12 protein-coding genes and 1 pseudogene are annotated in these 18,492 nt (G+C 38.2%); 5 read left to right on the forward strand and 8 right to left on the reverse strand.

What is annotated here, in order from left to right; all coding sequences use genetic code 11:
• Positions 1–248 precede the first annotated feature (248 nt).
• Positions 249–1,268: a sugar ABC transporter substrate-binding protein gene (locus NBX03_RS13540; protein ID WP_250228305.1), complete on the reverse strand. Its 1,020-nt coding sequence runs from the start codon at positions 1,266–1,268 to the stop codon at positions 249–251.
• A gap of 346 nt (positions 1,269–1,614) precedes the next feature.
• Positions 1,615–2,664, reverse strand: a complete 1,050-nt coding sequence (locus tag NBX03_RS13545) for an NAD(P)-dependent alcohol dehydrogenase (protein WP_250228306.1) — start codon at positions 2,662–2,664, stop codon at positions 1,615–1,617.
• A 356-nt stretch (positions 2,665–3,020) separates the two neighbouring features.
• On the opposite strand from NBX03_RS13545, the gene NBX03_RS13550 reads away from it, so the two are divergent.
• Positions 3,021–4,007, forward strand: coding sequence for a LacI family DNA-binding transcriptional regulator (locus NBX03_RS13550; protein WP_250230287.1), 987 nt, complete (start codon positions 3,021–3,023; stop codon positions 4,005–4,007).
• A gap of 674 nt (positions 4,008–4,681) precedes the next feature.
• Here NBX03_RS13550 and NBX03_RS16220 read toward each other — a convergent pair.
• Both NBX03_RS16220 and NBX03_RS13555 read right to left on the reverse strand, forming a co-directional pair.
• Positions 4,682–4,918 (reverse strand): annotated as a pseudogene (locus NBX03_RS16220) (hypothetical protein); the annotation flags it as partial.
• A gap of 406 nt (positions 4,919–5,324) precedes the next feature.
• Positions 5,325–7,076 (reverse strand): phosphoenolpyruvate carboxykinase (GTP), encoded by a 1,752-nt coding sequence (locus NBX03_RS13555; RefSeq protein WP_250228307.1) that lies wholly within the window; start codon positions 7,074–7,076, stop codon positions 5,325–5,327.
• A 917-nt stretch (positions 7,077–7,993) separates the two neighbouring features.
• On the opposite strand from NBX03_RS13555, the gene NBX03_RS13560 reads away from it, so the two are divergent.
• From NBX03_RS13560 to NBX03_RS13575, 4 genes are all read left to right on the forward strand, one after another.
• Positions 7,994–10,252: a methyl-accepting chemotaxis protein gene (locus tag NBX03_RS13560; protein ID WP_250228308.1), complete on the forward strand. Its 2,259-nt coding sequence runs from the start codon at positions 7,994–7,996 to the stop codon at positions 10,250–10,252.
• Between the two features lie 430 nt (positions 10,253–10,682).
• The gene (locus tag NBX03_RS13565) at positions 10,683–12,191 is read left to right on the forward strand and encodes a histidine kinase N-terminal 7TM domain-containing diguanylate cyclase (RefSeq protein WP_250228309.1); all 1,509 of its coding nucleotides are present in this window, start codon (positions 10,683–10,685) and stop codon (positions 12,189–12,191) included.
• A gap of 231 nt (positions 12,192–12,422) precedes the next feature.
• A complete protein-coding gene (locus tag NBX03_RS13570; RefSeq protein ID WP_250228310.1) occupies positions 12,423–13,007 on the forward strand; it encodes a GNAT family N-acetyltransferase in 585 nt (194 codons plus the stop codon).
• Positions 13,008–13,083: 76 nt separating this feature from the next.
• Positions 13,084–13,269 (forward strand): hypothetical protein, encoded by a 186-nt coding sequence (locus NBX03_RS13575; RefSeq protein ID WP_250228311.1) that lies wholly within the window; start codon positions 13,084–13,086, stop codon positions 13,267–13,269.
• A 244-nt stretch (positions 13,270–13,513) separates the two neighbouring features.
• On the opposite strand, the gene NBX03_RS13580 is transcribed toward NBX03_RS13575, so the two are convergent.
• From NBX03_RS13580 to NBX03_RS13595, 4 genes are all read right to left on the reverse strand, one after another.
• On the reverse strand, positions 13,514–14,104 hold the full coding sequence (locus NBX03_RS13580; RefSeq protein WP_250228312.1) for a hypothetical protein: 591 nt from the start codon (positions 14,102–14,104) through the stop codon (positions 13,514–13,516).
• 242 nt (positions 14,105–14,346) lie between these two features.
• Positions 14,347–15,567, reverse strand: coding sequence for a serine hydroxymethyltransferase (locus NBX03_RS13585; protein ID WP_250228313.1), 1,221 nt, complete (start codon positions 15,565–15,567; stop codon positions 14,347–14,349).
• Between the two features lie 189 nt (positions 15,568–15,756).
• Positions 15,757–16,941, reverse strand: coding sequence for a M20 metallopeptidase family protein (locus tag NBX03_RS13590; RefSeq protein ID WP_250228314.1), 1,185 nt, complete (start codon positions 16,939–16,941; stop codon positions 15,757–15,759).
• Between the two features lie 368 nt (positions 16,942–17,309).
• Positions 17,310–18,488 carry a M24 family metallopeptidase gene (locus NBX03_RS13595; protein ID WP_250228315.1) on the reverse strand — a complete coding sequence of 393 codons (1,179 nt, stop codon included), beginning with the start codon at positions 18,486–18,488 and terminating at the stop codon, positions 17,310–17,312.
• Positions 18,489–18,492: the final 4 nt, after the last annotated feature.

Here is an 18,492-nt window from a genome sequence, read left to right on the forward strand (position 1 = left end):
GTTTCTTTGGTATAATTCATCAGGGGCTGCAATCCTGTCAAGAAAAACCGCAAGCCTTTGCTTTTTAGTTATACTTGAATAAAAGTAAAACAGTAGCATTGTAAATTTGCGATTTTTCTTAACATAAGCCTATAAAATAAAATTCGACTTTTTCTCTCAATCTATAAGACAGTTTCCCATGGTTTTAACGCCATGGGAAAACGCGCCTTATAAAAAATAAAGTTAAGATGAACTTATTAACTATTGAATTATTTTATGTATTCCTGAACGTTTGCAGAGGTAATCAGCTCTGTAGGTCCGTAGAACTCTCCGCCGCCTTTGCTCTGGGCAAGGTCTATGGCGATTTCCATAAAATCAGGAGCAAGAGCAATAAGCTTCGTCGTAATGGTTCCCCTGTAAATTCCGCCTTCAGCTATGGCATTAAGGCCGTCATTGGTAGCGTCGCAGCCGAATATGCCAACCTTGTCGCCGCCGTAGTTTGCAGCTTTAAAGGCTTCATAAACGCCGAGACAGCCGCCGTCATTAATGCCTACAACTAAATTAAGTTCTTTTCCTGATTGAAGGAAGTTTTCGCCTGCCGTAACGCCGTTGGCCGCGTTTCCGCCGACACCTTCCATAATGAATTCTACATTCGGTGCAAGCTCTTTTAATGCATCTTTATAGCCTTGCTCTCTTTCAACAAGGAAATTGGCAGAAGGGTAGTTGCAGGAAGCCGCATATACCGTTTCATCGGATTTAAAAGTCGCATTAACCCATTCAGCGGCATTCTTTCCTATGGCGTATCCCAAATCATAGTTTTTCCAGCCGAAATAGGCATCTGCGCCGTCAACATTCGTATCATATGCAAAGAATTTAACGCCGGCAGCCTGTGCTTCCTTCATAACGGAAGCCATGGCAGGTCCGTCCTGAACGTGGCAGATAATGGTGTCGACTCCTGTGGAAATATAGTTTTCTATTGCTGAAATCTTAGCGGCTGTATCTACGGAAGGTTTATAAAGAAAATTTATGCCTTTATCCTTTGCATAAGCTTCCATTGCCTCTACCTGCATGGCAAATATTTCGTTTCCAAGGTCTGAGCATACATAAGCTACCGTAATGTCTGAGAGTTCTTTTGCTGCCGGTTCTCCGGCTTCTTCTTTTTTTTCTTCTTCTTTCTTCTCTTCTGAAGCAGGCGGTGGTGCTTCTTCTTTCTTTGCGGACCCGTCGCCGCAGCCTGCAAGCGACCCAAGCATTACTGCCGATAATAAAAGAGCCATCAGCTTCTTCATCTTAAATTTCCCCTTTTCCGTTTAATATTTATTGTTTTATATTTGATTAAATAAATAATATTGTTGTCAATTTGCTTTTCCTTGATTTTATGCCTTTTGGGAGCCTATACTTCCTGCGGAAGAAAAGTAAATTTACTCTAAGCCGTCTCAATCCAAAAATTTTCCTTGGTATAAATGTAAATTGACTATAGAGTAAAAACACTTTAAAAAATTCTGTGCCACTCTAATTTCGCTTTATTTTACACTGTATACGTCTGTATTTATAATCTGAATAAAGTAAATTGACCATAGCAACATACCAAATCAAATGGATTCGGTATCAATTTTAAATAAAATTCTTATAATTCTAAGATTTAATCTTTATAACTGCCTTTACAATGTTCTCCTTGTCTGAAACACAGGAATCCATGGCATTTTGTATATCATCGAATTGAAAAACATTGCTTACAATGCTCTTTAAATCAATCTTTCCTTCGGCAACGGCTTCGATTGCCATAGGATAAATATTTCTATAGCGAAAAACCGTTTTAAAGGTGAGCTCCTTATCCAAAGCAAGGCTCATAGGCAGTGTCATTTCTCCGGTTTTACTATAGCCTACAAGAACGATATCAGAGCCTTTTTTAGCCATTTCAATGGCCTGCCTTGTGGTAATTTCTGTTCCTGCCGTTTCTATAAATAAATCGCAGCCATTGCCGCTTGTTATTTCCATTATCTCCTTAACAGGGTCTTTATGCTTTGCATTAATAATCCCTGCGGCTCCAAGCTCCATTGCCTTTTCAAGCCTTTTCTCAACAATGTCTATAACATATACCTTAGATACCCCCCTTGCCTTTAAAGCAAGCATGGAAACAAGGCCTATACAGCCTGCACCGCTTACTACGGCAAGCTGTCCTGTATGGGCATCTCCCTGATTGGCAGCATGGAAGCCTACGGCTAAAGGCTCTATGAGGGCGCCTTCCATCGTATCCATATTTTCAGGAAGCTTAAAGCAAAGGCCTGCCTCATGAGCTGCATATTCCTGAAATACGCCGTCAACAGGAGGCGTCGCAAAGAAAATTACATCAGGGCAGAGATTATACCTTCCGGATTTGCAAAATTCACAATGGCCGCAGGTTTTTCCCGGCTCAAGGGCAACCTTATCTCCCGGCTTTAAATGCTTTACTTTAGCGCCTGTTTTAACTACTGTTCCGCCGGCTTCATGGCCAAGGACAAAGGGCGGTTCAACAATATACTTTCCTATACTGCCTGTTTCATAATAATGCAGGTCCGAACCGCAAACGCCTACATACTCAAGCTCTACCAGAACCTCATCGTCTTTCGGCTCAGGAACAGGCCTTTCAATAAAGCCCATTTTGCCTATGCCTTCCATAACGGCAACCTTCATTTTTTTCTCCACCGGCATCAACCTCCTTAAATACAATAATCAATTCTTACAAAAGACTACTTTTTGTTGAAATTAACAGATATTAAGGGTCTTAAACGTTTACGTAAACGTTTTCTACTTTTTAATAGAATAGCTTTATAAGCTTTCTATGTCAATTGTTATATATTTATAAATAAAATTTTCAGCCTTTATGCAATTTACCCAGTTGACCCTTTAAGAACATTTGATATAATTAAAATATTGACAATGACTTTCGGCTTATAGTATTCTATTTATAGTTGCATTTAAATAAATATAGCCTTAGAAAAACGTTTACCTTAAAGTGTTAAGCAAGATTTTACGCTTATATAGAGAAAGTAGTGAAAAAGATGTCAAAGGCAAATATGCGTGATGTTGCAGAACATGCCAAAGTTTCTGTGGCCACAGTGAGCCATGTAATAAACAATACCCGTTTTGTAGCTGATGAAACTAAAAAAAGGGTTTTAAAAAGCATCGAAGAACTGGATTATATCCCCGATGCCATGGCCCGTATATTCAAAACAGGAAAGAAAAACCTCATAGGCTTTGTGGTACCGGATATTGCAAACGCCTTTTTTGCAACCATCATAGAAGAAATTGAAAACGTAATAAGCACGCAGAACTACCGCCTTATCGTAGTAAACACAAAGGAAACCGAGTCCCGGGAGGCGGAGCATATCAGGGCTCTTTCCAGCGGAATTGTGGACGGGCTGATTATTGCAAGCACAATGAAGGATTTCGACCAGATAAAATCCGCTCTTTCAACAGATATTCCTCTTGTTTTTATAGACAGGGAACTGCCCGGCTGCAATTGCGATACCATCACCATATCCAATTATGATTCCATATTTCAGGGGATACAGACCTTAGTTATGAGCGGCCACACAAAAATCGGCTATATTGCAGGCCTTATGCGTCTTTCTACTACCGAGGAAAGGCTTTCAGCCTATAAAGATGCCATGAAGCATTTTGGCCTGCCTTTAGAAGAGAATTTTATACAATACGGCGATTCTATGAGCCAAAGCGCCATACCCAGCCTTTTGAAGCTCCTTGATATGAAATGCACAGCTGTAATAGCATCGAATAATGTCATGTCTGACGACGTTATTTATTATCTTTCCGATAAGGATATAAAAATAGGAAAAGACCTTGAAATAATCGGCTATAACGACACAGGCCATGAAAATTACCAAATGCGGAAGGTCCATATGGTAAGCCAGCCTGTAAAGGAAATGGGAAGGCTTGCAGGAAAGCAGATATTAAAAAGAATCTGCCTGCTTGAGGATTCTCCTAAGAATATTATTCTTCAATCTGCCTTTGTGCCAAGAAATAATTAAGCTCTGTTCAGCCTTTTTATAAAAAAGTATAATGGTTTCATTGGTAAAATCTACTAGGGTGTGTCTGAAAATAGTCAAACCGACAAGAATATATTGATAAGCTTTAAAACATATAAAGTATTACGTATATTCGGGTAGAACCGGAAAGAAGTTCGGATGTTAAGCAGAATGCTAAAGACATTCTGCTTAGGTTTTTGTGAAGCCAAAGTTCTGAGAAGAAAAACACAGAAATAGCATATCCTACACTTTATCATAGCGCTAAAGTGCAGCTGCAGGTTTGCTCTAGAGAAAGCCTGCACGGCACATTTCGAGTATTTCCGATGAAGACGTCACGCTTTTATGGCGGAATAGACTAGGCTTTGGCCTTTTCATTTACGCCCTAATCCATGGCATAAATGAAATTAAGATTACAATAAATTCAAACCGTCACTTACCAAGCTCACAGGGAATCTTCCCATATTTATAGTAAGTTTAAGATTAACAATAACAAAATCCTATATTTACTTTGGCTCAACAATGTACCGTTCCCGAAGGAAATCTGTGTTTTGATTCTATGGTGAATCAGTTTTTCCTTTTTTATATGAAATTTACTATTTATCCTATTTTTGAGTGAGCGCCTTTTTTTCCATAACTTATAAAAAAGCTTCAGGCTTTAAATCCTGAAGCTTTTTAAACTATCTAATATGAAGACCGTTTGCCTTTATAAAATCTGATAAATCTTCCTTATCCTTCACAAGGCGTACTTTGCCGTCTACCTTTACGGCGGGAATGCCTACTCTGCCTGTTTCTCTGACTTCCTCATAGCCTTCGTTAAAATCCCTTATGGCTAAATATTCTTTAAGAAAGTCTAAATTTGACGTTATATCAACGTAAGTATACTCAACATTATTTTCCGAAAGAGCCTCTTTCGCACCTACGCAGCTTCCTCAGTGAGCGCTGCCGTAAAGAATTACTTTATCCATATTATCTACCTCACTATCATTAAAAATCCGTATTCAGTTATAAAAATATTGCTTTAAGAAAAAATCAGTTTCACTGCAAATATGGCAGCTTCTTTCTCTTTATCTAATTATTATCGAAATCTGGATTTAAGTCAACAGAATTAATAAGAAAATTTTATTTATATGGCATATTTATATTAATTTTATTTATACTTATCTGTATATTCTTGTTTTACCAGAAAAAAATTATGCTTAGAATATAAAACCCCAAAGGATACTATCCTTCGGGGTTTTATATTCTAAGCATAATTTCTGCTCATACATTTTCTTTCAGAAAATATATTCACGAGTAAAACCAATCAAAGCCTGATTTTACTTACATATTCTCAACTCTTTTTCTGTAGTTTGAAATCTGCTCTTTTATTTTTTGAGGAAGCCTGTCAAAATCTTTGAAGAATTCATCATAGCTGTCGGCGCTTTGTAAAAGAGCTTCTTTGTCAAGGGCAAGGCATTTGTCGAAGGTTTCTTCGTCAAGGCCTGTTCCTTCTATATTGATGTCTTTGGCGTAAGGCATATAGCCTAAAGCCGTTTCTGTGTATTCAGCTTTGTTTTCACAGCGTTTCATAATCCAATCAAGAATCCTGAAATTATCGCTGAAACCGGGCCATAAGAAATTGCCGTCATCGTCTTTTCCAAACCAATTTACATGGAAAATCTTAGGGGGATTTTCTACAAGGTCTCCCATTTTAAGCCAGTGGGCAAAATAGTCGCCCATATTATATCCGCAGAAGGGAAGCATTGCCATAGGGTCATGTCTAAGCCTTCCCATATTGCCTTCGGCGGCGGCAGTAGTTTCAGAGCAGAGAGACGCTCCGGTAAATACACCATGCTCCCAGTTCATGGCCTCATATACAAGAGGAACGCCCTTAGAGCGCCTTCCACCGAATATAATAGCTGAAATAGGAACACCGTTTGGATTGTCAAATTCCGGAGAAACACAAGGGCATTGCTTTGCGGGGGCTGTAAACCTTGAATTGGGGTGCGCGCCCTTTTCGCCTGATTCAGGAGTCCAAGGCTGGCCCTTCCAGTCTGTTCCCTTTTCAGGCGGTGTATCTGTCATGCCTTCCCACCAAACTGTATTGTCCTCTGTTTGAAGAACGTTTGTATATATGGTGTTTTTGCTGATAGTCTCCATCATATTGTAATTGGATTTATGGCTTGTGCCTGGGGCAACGCCGAAAAAGCCTGCCTCTGGATTTACCGCCCAAAGCCTTCCGTCTTCTCCTATGCGAAGCCATGCAATATCGTCGCCTATGGTAAATGTCTTATAGCCTTCAAATTCCTTAGGCGGATTTATCATGGCAAGATTTGTCTTTCCGCAGGCACTGGGGAATGCAGCGGCAACGTATTTCGTATCTCCGTTAGGAGCCTGTATGCCTAAAATCAGCATATGCTCCGCAAGCCAGTTTTCCTTTTGGGCAAGATAGCTTGCTATACGAAGAGAAAGGCATTTTTTACCTAAAAGAGCATTTCCGCCGTAGCCGGAATTCACGCTGATAATGGATTTCTCTTCGGGGAAGTGAAGAATATACTTTTCTTTTTCGTCAAGGGTTCCTACGCTGTGAAGACCTTTAACAAAATCTATGCTGTCTTTGAGCATATCCGTAGCAACTTTTCCAACCCTTGTCATTATCATCATACTTGCAACAACATAAAGGCTATCTGTAATTTCAAATCCAATTTTGCCGAATTCCGAATTGGGGTGACCCATTATAAAAGGTATTATGTACATTGTTCTTCCGCTGTAAACGCCGTTAAAAAGTTTATTCATTCTGCTTTTTGCCTCTTCAGGCTCAAACCAGTTATTGGTAGGGCCTACATCTTCCTTTGTCGGAAGGCAGATAAAGGTCCTGTCTTCTACCCTTGCAGTATCCTTCGGATTGGAACGGTGAAGATAGCAGCCGGGGAGCTTTTCCTGATTCAGCTCCATTAAGTCCCCCGATTCAAGGGCCTTCCTATAAATCTCCTTTTTCTGCTCTTCGGAACCGTCTATCCATATAATCTCCGAAGGTTTCGTAAGCTCTGTAATCTCATTTATCCACTTCAGAACTTCCTTATTATTCGTCACAATCGCACCTCCTGAATTTTATGCTTGATTGCACTATCTGCCCAGCCTCTCGAAAACTCCCAAAACGTCAGGTTATGCCGCCCCGGCCTTTAAGGAACCTCCGAGCCTTAATTTTTTAAGAACAGCCTTTATAGTAAATTTCAAATTAAACAGTAATAAAAATCGTATGTTTTGAATGGCTTAAACATAGGAGTTTTATATGTTTAATCCGTTTATGAAAAATAGATTTTTATTACATCCTTCAGTGAACTTTACTATATTATAAAAAATCCAAATATATTATGGCTATTGCATTAGACACCATAGTTTTCAAGCTATAGTTTTCCTGTTTTCTATAAGTACCCTTCTTAGGTATCTATTGTAACATATTTTTATGAAATTGGAACATCTTAGATGCCCTTTGGCTTTGGTTTTACACATTTTCGACATTACTTAAAAATACCTTAAATTGAAAATGCTAATTTTGTATAATACCATGCTATGTTTCAGCCTGTATATTATTACAAAATTAGCATAAATGATATTTGTAAAATATGTAATATGTTAAATAGTATTATAAAGAATGAATCCTATTTGAAAATTAAATTTTATCCTCTCCCTGTCTTTAGAAATTTTTATGATTTATCTGAGCTTTATAGCTTAACAGCTATATTCCTTATGGCAAAAACAATATATAGGTCTTATCAAACCATATGATTTCTTATTTTTTAAACAAATACTGCTTTTGTTCATATCTCTTTCGGCTTACTTTTACAAAATATTATTTTTTAAAAAATTCTTTATATTTTTTCCTTTTCCTCTATTTAAAGTCTATAAATTCTCCGATAATAATAATTGTAGTTGATATTTTATTCCTACTATTCTGTCGTATCTTTTTAACTTTATATAAATCATACTTAATCAAAGGAGAATTCATTATGAGGTACTTTAACAACACAAAGATTCACAAAAAATTGACCCTTGGCTTTGGAAGCCTAATTATTGCGCTGATCTTAATATCAGCTGTCGGTATATACTCTCTGGTTAATTTGTCAACCAAGTATAACCGCCTGGTAAATGCCCTTGACAGCAATTTAGTACAGACCATGGAAGGGGCCACAGATTTCGCCAATGCAAGACGATATATGGTATATGTAATAAAAGCCAGCAATACTGCAGAGGTTGAAGAAAATTATAAAGAGTTTGTTTCTTATGCAAATAGCGCTTCTGACAAAATAGACGCTGCTCTCGGCTCTCTTTCAGAAAAAGGAAACCTTGAAACCGCCGATGAAAAAAGCGCCAGCTACCACCTATTAAGATTTAACGACCTTATACAAAATAACTATCTTCCCACTGCGGAAAATTTATACAATAGCTTCCTTTCCGGTGAAAGAGACCTGGAGAGCCAAAGGCAGGAGCTTATATCCATTGCCGAAGAAAGCTACATCACTTTAAATACATACATCGATATTATTAAATCTCAGGTTCATACTGAAATCAAAGATATTGAGCAGCAAAATACATTGACTGAAGCATTAATCGTCATAACCTCTGCCGTATCTATTATCTTATGCACCATATTTGCCGTTTTGACGACAAAATCTATTACAGGCCCTATACGCACTTTATCTGAAGGTGCCCGTAAGGTAGTTTCGGGAGACTTCTCCACCCCTATAAACAGCAATAACAAAGATGAGCTTGGCGGCCTTTCAAGAGATATAACATCGCTTATAGAAGTATTTCAAACCCTTTTAAGCGAAATAAACAACACCTCTATCCGTCTTACGGAAGGGGATATTTACGCCCGTATTGACCAGAACAAATTTGAAGGAAGCTATGCAGATGTTGCTGAAAACATCAATAAAACCTATGATGAGCTTTCAGGGGAAATTCTTGAAATACTGAATTCTATAAGAGAATATGCCGATGGCAATTTTGAAAAGAATATAAAGCGCTTTAAAGGCGAAAGCCAGTTCATTCACGAAACCATAGATGAAGTTCAGCTTAACCTTAAATCCATTAATAATGATCTTCAAAGCATTATAGAAAATACTATTAAAGGAGAATTCAGCTACCGTGCAGACGAAAGCAAATATAAAGGAGACTGGCAAAATATCGCCCACGGCCTTAATAAGCTTATGGACGCTGTAAACGAGCCTGTTTCAGAAGTCGCTTCCGTTCTTGAAGACGTAGCAAGAGCCGATTTTTCCACAAGTGTGAAAGGCGATTATACCGGTGTATTTAATACCGTTAAGCAGGCTGTTAATAAAACCATATTATCCACTTCCGAATACATCCGCGATATCAGCGAAAAGCTTACCTCCATAGCTAATAAAAATCTTGATATTTATATCGATAAGGAATATATTGGAGAATTCCAAATGGTTAAAGACAACCTTAATAAAATAATAACGAATTTCAACAAGCTCTTTGCAGAATTTAACTCTTCAGCGGAACAGGTTGCAGATGGGGCAAATCAGGTTTCAAACTCCAGCCTGAACCTTGCAAACAGTACAAATCTCCAGGCAAGAGCTGTTGAAAGCCTGAACCATACGGTTAACACCGTAGCCGTAAAGGTTACTGAAAACGCTGAAAACGCAAAGCAGGCAAACATTCTCACAGAAAAGGCACAGCAAAGCGGCACAGAAAGCCAAAAGGAAATGTCCGATATGCTTCAGGTAATGAAGGATATCGAACTGGCCTCAAACAATATATCAAAAATCATCAAAGTAATAGAGGATATATCCTTCCAGACAAATCTCCTTGCCTTGAACGCCTCCGTTGAAGCCGCAAGAGCCGGAGTACACGGAAACGGCTTTGCCGTGGTAGCAGAAGAGGTTGGAACCCTTGCGGGAAGAAGCAAAGAAGCTGCCCTTGAAACCGCCGAGCTTATAGAAAAAACCATATCTATCGTTTCCAAAGGAACAAGAACGGCAGAAACCACTGCTCTTTCCCTTAATACTATAGTAGATGAAGTATCTAAGGTTTCTAAGCTCATCAATAATGTTTCAGAGGCTTCCAAAGAGCAGGAAAACTCCATCAATAATATCAAGGCCGCAACAGAGCAAATATCAAGCGTAACCCAGCAGAATTCTGCAACCTCAGAAGAAGCAGCTTCTTCAGCAGAAGAGCTTTCCAGCCAATCAGAGGTATTTAAAAACGCAATTGCCGCATTTAACTATAGAAAAGACGTGTAAGAATAAGGTAAACAGGCTCCGTCACAATAATGTTTAATGTTTGAAAAAAACCGCAGGTTTTTTAGCCCTGCGGTTTTTTTTCTTTAGGCTTGTCCTTACCCCTTTCCTATTTTCTCAAGCAATGTGTTTCTGCTTTTACATTTCGGTAAATATACTCTGAATTACCTATAATAGTAAAATAGTTTAATTACAGTAACAAAAATCATATATCGGATGGCTTAATATAAGTGCTTCTATTATATTAAACCGTTTATGAAAATTAGACTTTTGTTATTACCTTAAGGATATTCACTATAAAACCGTAGAAAAATAATTTGGGTTATGTTATTCTGTATATGAAATTAATCTTTATGAAAGTGAAAATTGCGTAAAAATACAGCATTAATATAAAAGGCCTCTATGCCGCTTCTTTGATAGGGAGGTAATTCAATTGAATATATTGGTTTGGTTTATGCTTATCTCAACGGCGGTTACCGTTCTTCTTCTGATATACGCAGTTGCGACGAACAATTCCGAACGGTCCCTTTTTTTGGTCTTCGGCTCCATCTGTATTTTTTTATACAGCTTCGGATATCTGCTGGAAATTATTTCCCCAACGCTGGAAGCCGCCTTTATGGGGATTCGAATACAAAAACTGGGGTCACCCTTTATTGTGCTTCTGAATTATCTATTTTTACGAGATGTTTATGGAGAAAAACGGTTAAGCCCTCTTAAATATTGCCTGCTCTTTGCGCTGCCGGTTTTTAATCTGTTTACGGCTCAGGCCTTTCCGTTTACACACCTGCATTACACTCATATTGAATATTTTTGGAACGGCTTGATTGCCAATTGCCAGGGGTCACTGGGCCCTGTCGGGAAGCTTGCTATCGCATATCATTTTGTGCTCGTATTTCTAAGCATACACCGTATTCTAAAACATCTTACGGGAGAAAGCGGGCTGCGAAAATGTCAAAGCTTTTGCCTGTTGGCGTCGATTTTAATCCCGCTATTGGTTAACATTTATCATACTCTTTCCTACAGCTATTTGCGAATTGATTTGAACCCCTTTGCTATTGCAATCGGGCAGGCGCTGCTTCTGTATTCTGTCCGTATGCAGAACCTTCTTAATGTAGTGCCCTTGGCACGGGCGCAGGTAATTGAATCTATGGCGGATGCCTTTATTGTCTGCAGCAGAGATTACAGTTTTTTGGATGCAAACCAAGCTGCCAAGGAGCTATTCCCTGAGCTTAATACCTTGTTTCCCGGTGAACCTATGGAGCAGGTTAAACGGTTTGAAAAAGAGGGCGAAATGCGCCTTCAAATCGATGGGGAAATACGGTTTTATAAAATAACCCGGACCTATATTTTACAAAACAACAGAAACAGTGCCATCTGCATTGTTTTCCACGACATTACCGATAAAGAAAATCAGCTTCAGAAACTATACGGTAAAGCAACTTACGACCCCTTAATGCATATATACAATAGGGCTACCTTTTTTGACCTTGCCAATTTCGCTTTAAATTCCGATAAGTCTAAAAATATGCCTTACGCTTTGCTTATGATTGACCTTGACCATTTTAAATTAGTAAACGATACTTACGGTCATTCCTGCGGTGATATTGTGCTGGAAACCATAGCCATAATCGTAAAGGGCCACTTCCGAAAAAGCGACATTGTAGGCCGTTACGGCGGTGAAGAAATTGTAGTTCTCCTTGATAATATCTCTGTAAACCAAATGCATATGACAGTTGAAAAGCTCCGTACAAACATTGAAAACACAGTTATCCCTTATCAGGAAAACGAATTAAAAGTCACCGTAAGCATTGGCATGACTTATGCTCCTGCCGGCAGTATGCATTCTCTCGACGATATGCTTCTTCAGGCAGATTTGGCACTATATAGAGCTAAAAACAGCGGCCGCAATAGGGCTTTTATCTATAAAGAGCATTCTATTTAAGCCGGTTACAGCTATTAAACTATTAAGTCTGCTGCGATACTTATACTTGAATTAACATGAAAAATAGCATTGCCAAATTGCTTTTATCCCCTCTTAGAGCCAAATACTTACTTCTGAATAAAAGCATATATTATTATAAATAGCTTTAAGAGACTTAATGAAATACGCTTTGGCTACCTGCAGTCCTCAAGGGTATTTATTTTGTTCTCTTAATTTTAAGGAGAAACAGGAATGATCTATGAAAATACACCAACCATAGAAACCAAAAGGCTTATCCTTCGAAAATTTACTGAAGATGATATACCGAACCTTTTAGAAATTATGAGCGATAAAGAAGTGAATACCTTTCTTCCATGGTTTCCGTTAGAAAACCTATCAGAAGCGAAAGACTTTTTAGAGAAAAATTATTTATCCTATTACGAAAAAGCCTCTGCTTACCGCTATGCAATTTGCCTGAAAGAAAGCAATCGCCCTATTGGGTATGTAAATTTAAGCGGCGGGGAAAGCAATGATTTCGGCTATGGATTACGGAAAGAATTTTGGCACAAAGGGATTGTAACTGAAGCCGCCAAAACCGTTATTGAAAAAATTAAAAATGCAGGCTACTTATATATTACGGCTACCCATGATGTAAATAATCCAAGAAGCGGAGAAGTTATGAAAAGGCTTGGCATGTCCTACTGTTATTCCTATATTGAAAATTGGCAGCCGAAGGATATTTTCGTAACCTTTAGAATGTACCAGCTTAACTTTAATAAAAATGATGAGCAGATTTATATGGGATATTGGAACCGCTATGAAAATCACTTTGTGTAATTACAGTTTCCCATTGATTATACCTGTAATTTAGAAACCTCAATGCAAAAACCCTTTATATCAGGAGATAAATAAAATGAATAAAAATAAAAGCTTCTTAATTCTTGGCATCGTTATGATTATTTCGGCTATCTTTTTTATAATTTATGCGCTTAATAATCCCCAAGCAAGCTTTCCTTGGCACAATTCCATAACCTATATAATTTATATGGCTTATATTGTTTTAGCCGTTTCATTTATTCTTAAGGGCTTTAAAAAATAAGTCTATAATATCAATCTGCCAGTAACCTATTAATTTGCCAATTGCATAGCATATGAAATAATCCCCCTTATATTTCAATTCTAAGATGTAAAGGTATTCTTCCTATTTGCACTTTGAATTTTTCTTCAAAAAATCCTCCAATAAGTTCCCTGCAATTCATAGCTGTTAGATTATAGACCAGACAACTATGCTTTTAGTGTACTTATTAGAGGAATTCATAAAAATATTATTTTTATAGAAAATATTAATATACATTTTGTTTTTTAGGAACGGCCTTAAAATTCCTTCCGCTTAAAAGAATAAGCAATTGGGAAGGGATATAGAAAAACCATATGAGAAAATACAGGCTGCTGCTGTCTATATTCCAGACCATATAAAGAATATTATAAAGGGCAACGCTGGTATCACAGATAAATAACAGAAACATTCCTATTAAAATAAAGAAGCTGTTGGGATAAGGAAATTTATCAAATCCGCAGGCTCTTACGGCTGCCTTCATACTCTTTAAAAATAAGAATGCATAAATCAGGCTTCCGCCTATCAAAATATCTGCTTCAAGAAAATACTTATAGAAAAGCGTAATTCCGGCAATGGCAACAGCCGCTTTTTTTATATTTATTTCCCCGTATCTTTTTATATAGATCAGCTGAACAAGGATAAAAATATATACGCCTGCTCTGTTGTTATCGGCTACAAGCATAAAATAATCTGCCGAAGCCGTAAAAAAAAGAGCAAGCCTCAATAAAAGCAAATCTCTTTTGGATATTCCGTTTTTATACATTAAGGAAATCAGAAAACATATAACAATATAAATAAATTTTATATAAACGCTCATGGCACTACACCCTTATTTTTTTTATAAAGATATAGTGCCCCTTTTGCGCCTAAATTATTACTTTATGGTTATTAAATTTAAAAATAAATTTGATGCCTATATGAGGATACAAATTTAAAAAGATACAAGCGTACGCTTGTATCTTTTTTCAAGTTTCCTTGGTATAATTTAATATTTTTGGGTAGATTTATTATGAAGAAATAAGAAAAGCCTATTGTTACTGTTTAACTTTAAATTTACTATTACAGGCAATATTCAAGTTTATTATGTTTTTTTGTATATCGGGCTATTTCTTCGGCTATTTTCTCCGGAGCCTCTCTGTCAAAAATAATCCGCTTAAAGAACAGGGCTATTTCTTTCATATGTTCTTCTTTATAGCCTCTTCTTGTAAGCTCCGATGTTCCTATTCTAAGCTCACAGCTAACGCCGGAAAAATCATAATTGCATAATATGCCCGATTTTTCTAAAAGGGCCGACGGTTCAGGAATATTCTCCTTTGTTAAATCCAGTAAAATAAGATGGGTATTGCTGTAACCGATGTCTTTACCCAATACGTTAAATCCCAAATCAACAAGGGCATAAGCAAATGCCTTTGAATTTTTAACCACCTGCTTGGCATATTCTTCACCGAATTTATCCATTTCAAGGACAGATGCGGCAAGAGGCGGAAGCCTGAATAAATGATGGCTTGTTACTAAAGAAGGCGAAAGGGTGTTTCCGACCTTTTCTATTAAATCAAGCCTGTTTGATACCACGAATCCTCCTTGCGGACCGGGAAAGGATTTATGGGTGCTTCCGAACATGATATCCGCACCTTCATTTAAAGGATTGGGGAATACCTTGCCTGCAATAAGCCCTGTTACATGAGCGGCGTCGTAAGCTATGATAAAGCCCATTTCATCGGCAAGCTGCCTGAATTCTCTTATAGGCTCGGGGGCTATGGTTCCGGAGCCTCCGAAAATAATAAGCTTTGGCTTAAGCTCTTTTATCTGTTTTTTAAGGCCTTCCACATCGATTACATGTCCTTTAAAAGGCATATACTGTACGTTTATGGTCTTATTAAAATGGCTTATCTGGCACATGGGCCCTACAAGGCCGTGGCCCCAGTTTTCAAGGCTTACTTCTATTACCGTGTCTCCCGGCTCCATAAGGCCTAAAACTACAGACATCCCTGCCATATGGCCGCCTATAGGCCGTAAGTCAACGTATTTGGCCTCAAATATTTTACCTACAAGCTTCTGGGTTTTTAATTCAAATTCATTGATATATTTATTTCCGGGATATTCCCTTTTTTCCGGTTTTAATGTTTCATAACAGCCGTATCTGTTTACAAAGTCGTTATCCGAAAGTTTTCTTACGACTTTACTGGCATAATTTTCGGAAGCTATCATATTCAGACAGCCTTCTCTGTATTCATCATGTATATGAAGCAGTTCCTTTATCTCTTCCACATTTTTAAACATTTTATCTCACCTTTGCTATGTAATAACAGAGCCTTAAAAGCCATGTTCTTTTATAATAAATAAATTTTAATAGGGCTAAAAATTTTGCGGTAAAAACCCCATACTTCAAGAGTCTTTTAAAAAACCTTTGCTTTTTCTATTTTTATTTAACTTATTATATTTTTAAATAAATATCCGTATAAACTACTCCTATAAATGAACCGAATCAAAATATCCCAATAGGGATTTAATATGCATTTCTACTCCAAGAGCCAAAGAATCCTCATCAATATTAAAGGACGGGTGGTGATGGGGAAAATCCGTTTTCTTCTCTTTATTTCCCGTTCCCACAAAATAAAAAGCACTGGGTACCCGCTGGGAAAATTCCGCAAAATCCTCCCCTGCCATACACCTGTATTCAACGATGGCGTCTTCTTTTCCATAGACCTCCATAGCGGCTTTTCTGACAGTTTGAATTATTTTCTCGTCATTCATTAATGTAGGATTGCTGGGGATAAATTTTATCTCATACTCCGTACCGTAAGTTTCGCATACACCCTTTATAACTCTTTGAAATTTATCCATAAGTTCCTTTTTTTCTGTCTTTTCATTGGGAAAATGAAATCTTATGGTGCCCCCCATTTCTACTTTGTCGGAAATAATATTTCTTCCTGTTCCCCCGTTTATTTTTCCAACCATAATTGTCAAGGGATTCAGAGGGTTATTTTCTCTTGTCTGTAAAGTCTGAAGGCTTTGTATCAAGGCGGAAGCCGCCAAAATTGTATCAACGGCCCTGTGGGGTTCTGAAGTGTGTCCTCCTTTTCCCTTGATTGTCATTTCAAACTCTTCCGTGGCTGCCATGACAGGCCCCGGAGATACACCGATTTTCCCGCTTTCCACAGGCGTCCATAAATGGATTCCCATAGCTGCGTGAACCTCTGGATTTTCAAGTATTCCTTCATGAATCATATCCAAGGCGCCGGCTTCTTCTTCGTTGGGCTGAAACACAAGCTTTACAGAGCCTTTAAGCATATCCTTATGACGGCAAAGTATTTTTGCCGCTATCAGAAGCATTGCCATATGACCGTCATGGCCGCAGGCATGCATTACGCCTTCATTTACGGAAGCATAGGGAAGGCCCGTTTGCTCCTTTTGAGGAAGGGCATCCATATCTACCCTTAGAATGACGCAGGGGCTGAGGCCTTTCCCCTTTATCAGGGCGGTAACCCCTGTTTTTGATACGATAGAAGGCTCTAAGCCTATATTTTTCAAATACTCAACTATTTTTTTACTGGTATTGAATTCTTTATAGCCTAATTCGGGATATTGATGAAAATCACGTCTAAGGGCTATCAATTCTTCTTTATGTTCTGCTATTTCTTTTCTTATATCCAAATGAAAGCTCCTTTCCAAATATACTAAGCCCTTTGCAGAGTATAGTAAATTTCGAGTTAAACAGATTAAAGTAGCAGCAAAAACCAATTTTCATGAACAGCTTAAGTATATAAAAATTCCGTATTTAAGCCATTCAAAATATACGGTTTTTGTTACTGTTATGCATTTGTTTTACTATATATACTCGAATAAAAGTAAAACAATAGCATTGTAAATTTGCTTTTCCTTAATTTTATGCCTTCTTAGACCCCGTTCCTTACTGCGGAAGAAAAGCAAATTTATTATATAGCAATTCAGGCCGATAGAAGGGGGTTTTCTTTTTGGGGCAGCCGGCCCGTTAGAGCCTGAATTGCTATATGGGAAGGTCTTTATTTCACAAGAAGTCTTCTTGGATAATTTGTCAAAGGCTCACAGCCTTTTTCTGTAACCCTGATAGGTTCACTTATTTCAACGCCGCAGTCGTCAAGCCATATACCCGGCATAAAATGCAAAGTCATATTCGGCTTAAGAATTGTTTTATCTCCAGGCCTTAGGCTTACGGTGTGTTCGCCCCAATCTGGAGGATAGTTAAGCCCGAAGGAATACCCCACGCGGGAGTCCTTGATAAATCCGCTTTTTGCTATGGAGCCTGCCCAGGTTCTTTCTATTTCCTCGCATGTAACGCCAGGCTTTATAAAATCAAGTGTGGTATTGATACCCTCTACAACCACATCGGCTAAATCCTTTACCTTTTGAGGAGCTTCTCCCAATATTAAGGTTCTTGCCAGCGGGCAGTGGTATCTTCTGTAGCAGCCGGATAATTCCAAAATAACCGTTTCGTTATTTTTATATTGCTCGTCTGTCCAGCTCAAATGCGGAGTTGAAGTTCTTACGCCGGCAGGGATTAAGGGTATAATTGCGGAATAGTCTCCGCCGTATTCCGGCATGCCGCTTATTTGAGCCTCGTATATTTTTGCGGCGGCGTCGCATTGCCTTATACCTACATCTATTGCGTTAAATGCCGCTTCCATAGCCTTTTCAGCTATTTTAGCCGCCTTTTTTATGTACTCTATTTCCGCATCGGATTTTACGATTTTTACCCAGTTTACGATATTATGACCGTCTTTAAACTTGGCGTTCTTAAGGCCCGTTTCAAGCCTTTCCTGGCATTTTGCCGTGTAGTAATAAGAGTCTGTTTCGGTGGCTATGGTCTTTTTGCCATATCCTTTTTCTTCTATTATTTTTGCCACATAATCCATCGGGTGCTTCGTAAGAGAATGTACGTGGTCATCGGTATAGGAATAGATATTTTCATCGGATAAATAGGTCATGAGCCTTGCGGCATTGGAATCCTGCCCCCGGCCTATCCATACAGGCTCATCTTGGTCTATAAAAATAAGCAGGCACTGGTGAACATAAAAGGACCATCCGTCAAACCCTGACAGATAATTCATATTGGCAGGGTCCGTAACTAAAAGCACGTCTATTCCCCTTAAGAGCATTTCAGCTTTTACATGACTTATGCGGTTTGCATATTCTTCTTTCGTAAAATAAAGAGTTTTTTCCATGTAT

This window comes from Anaeropeptidivorans aminofermentans, assembly GCF_940670685.1.
In the GTDB taxonomy this organism is placed as follows: domain Bacteria; phylum Bacillota; class Clostridia; order Lachnospirales; family UBA5962; genus Anaeropeptidivorans; species Anaeropeptidivorans aminofermentans.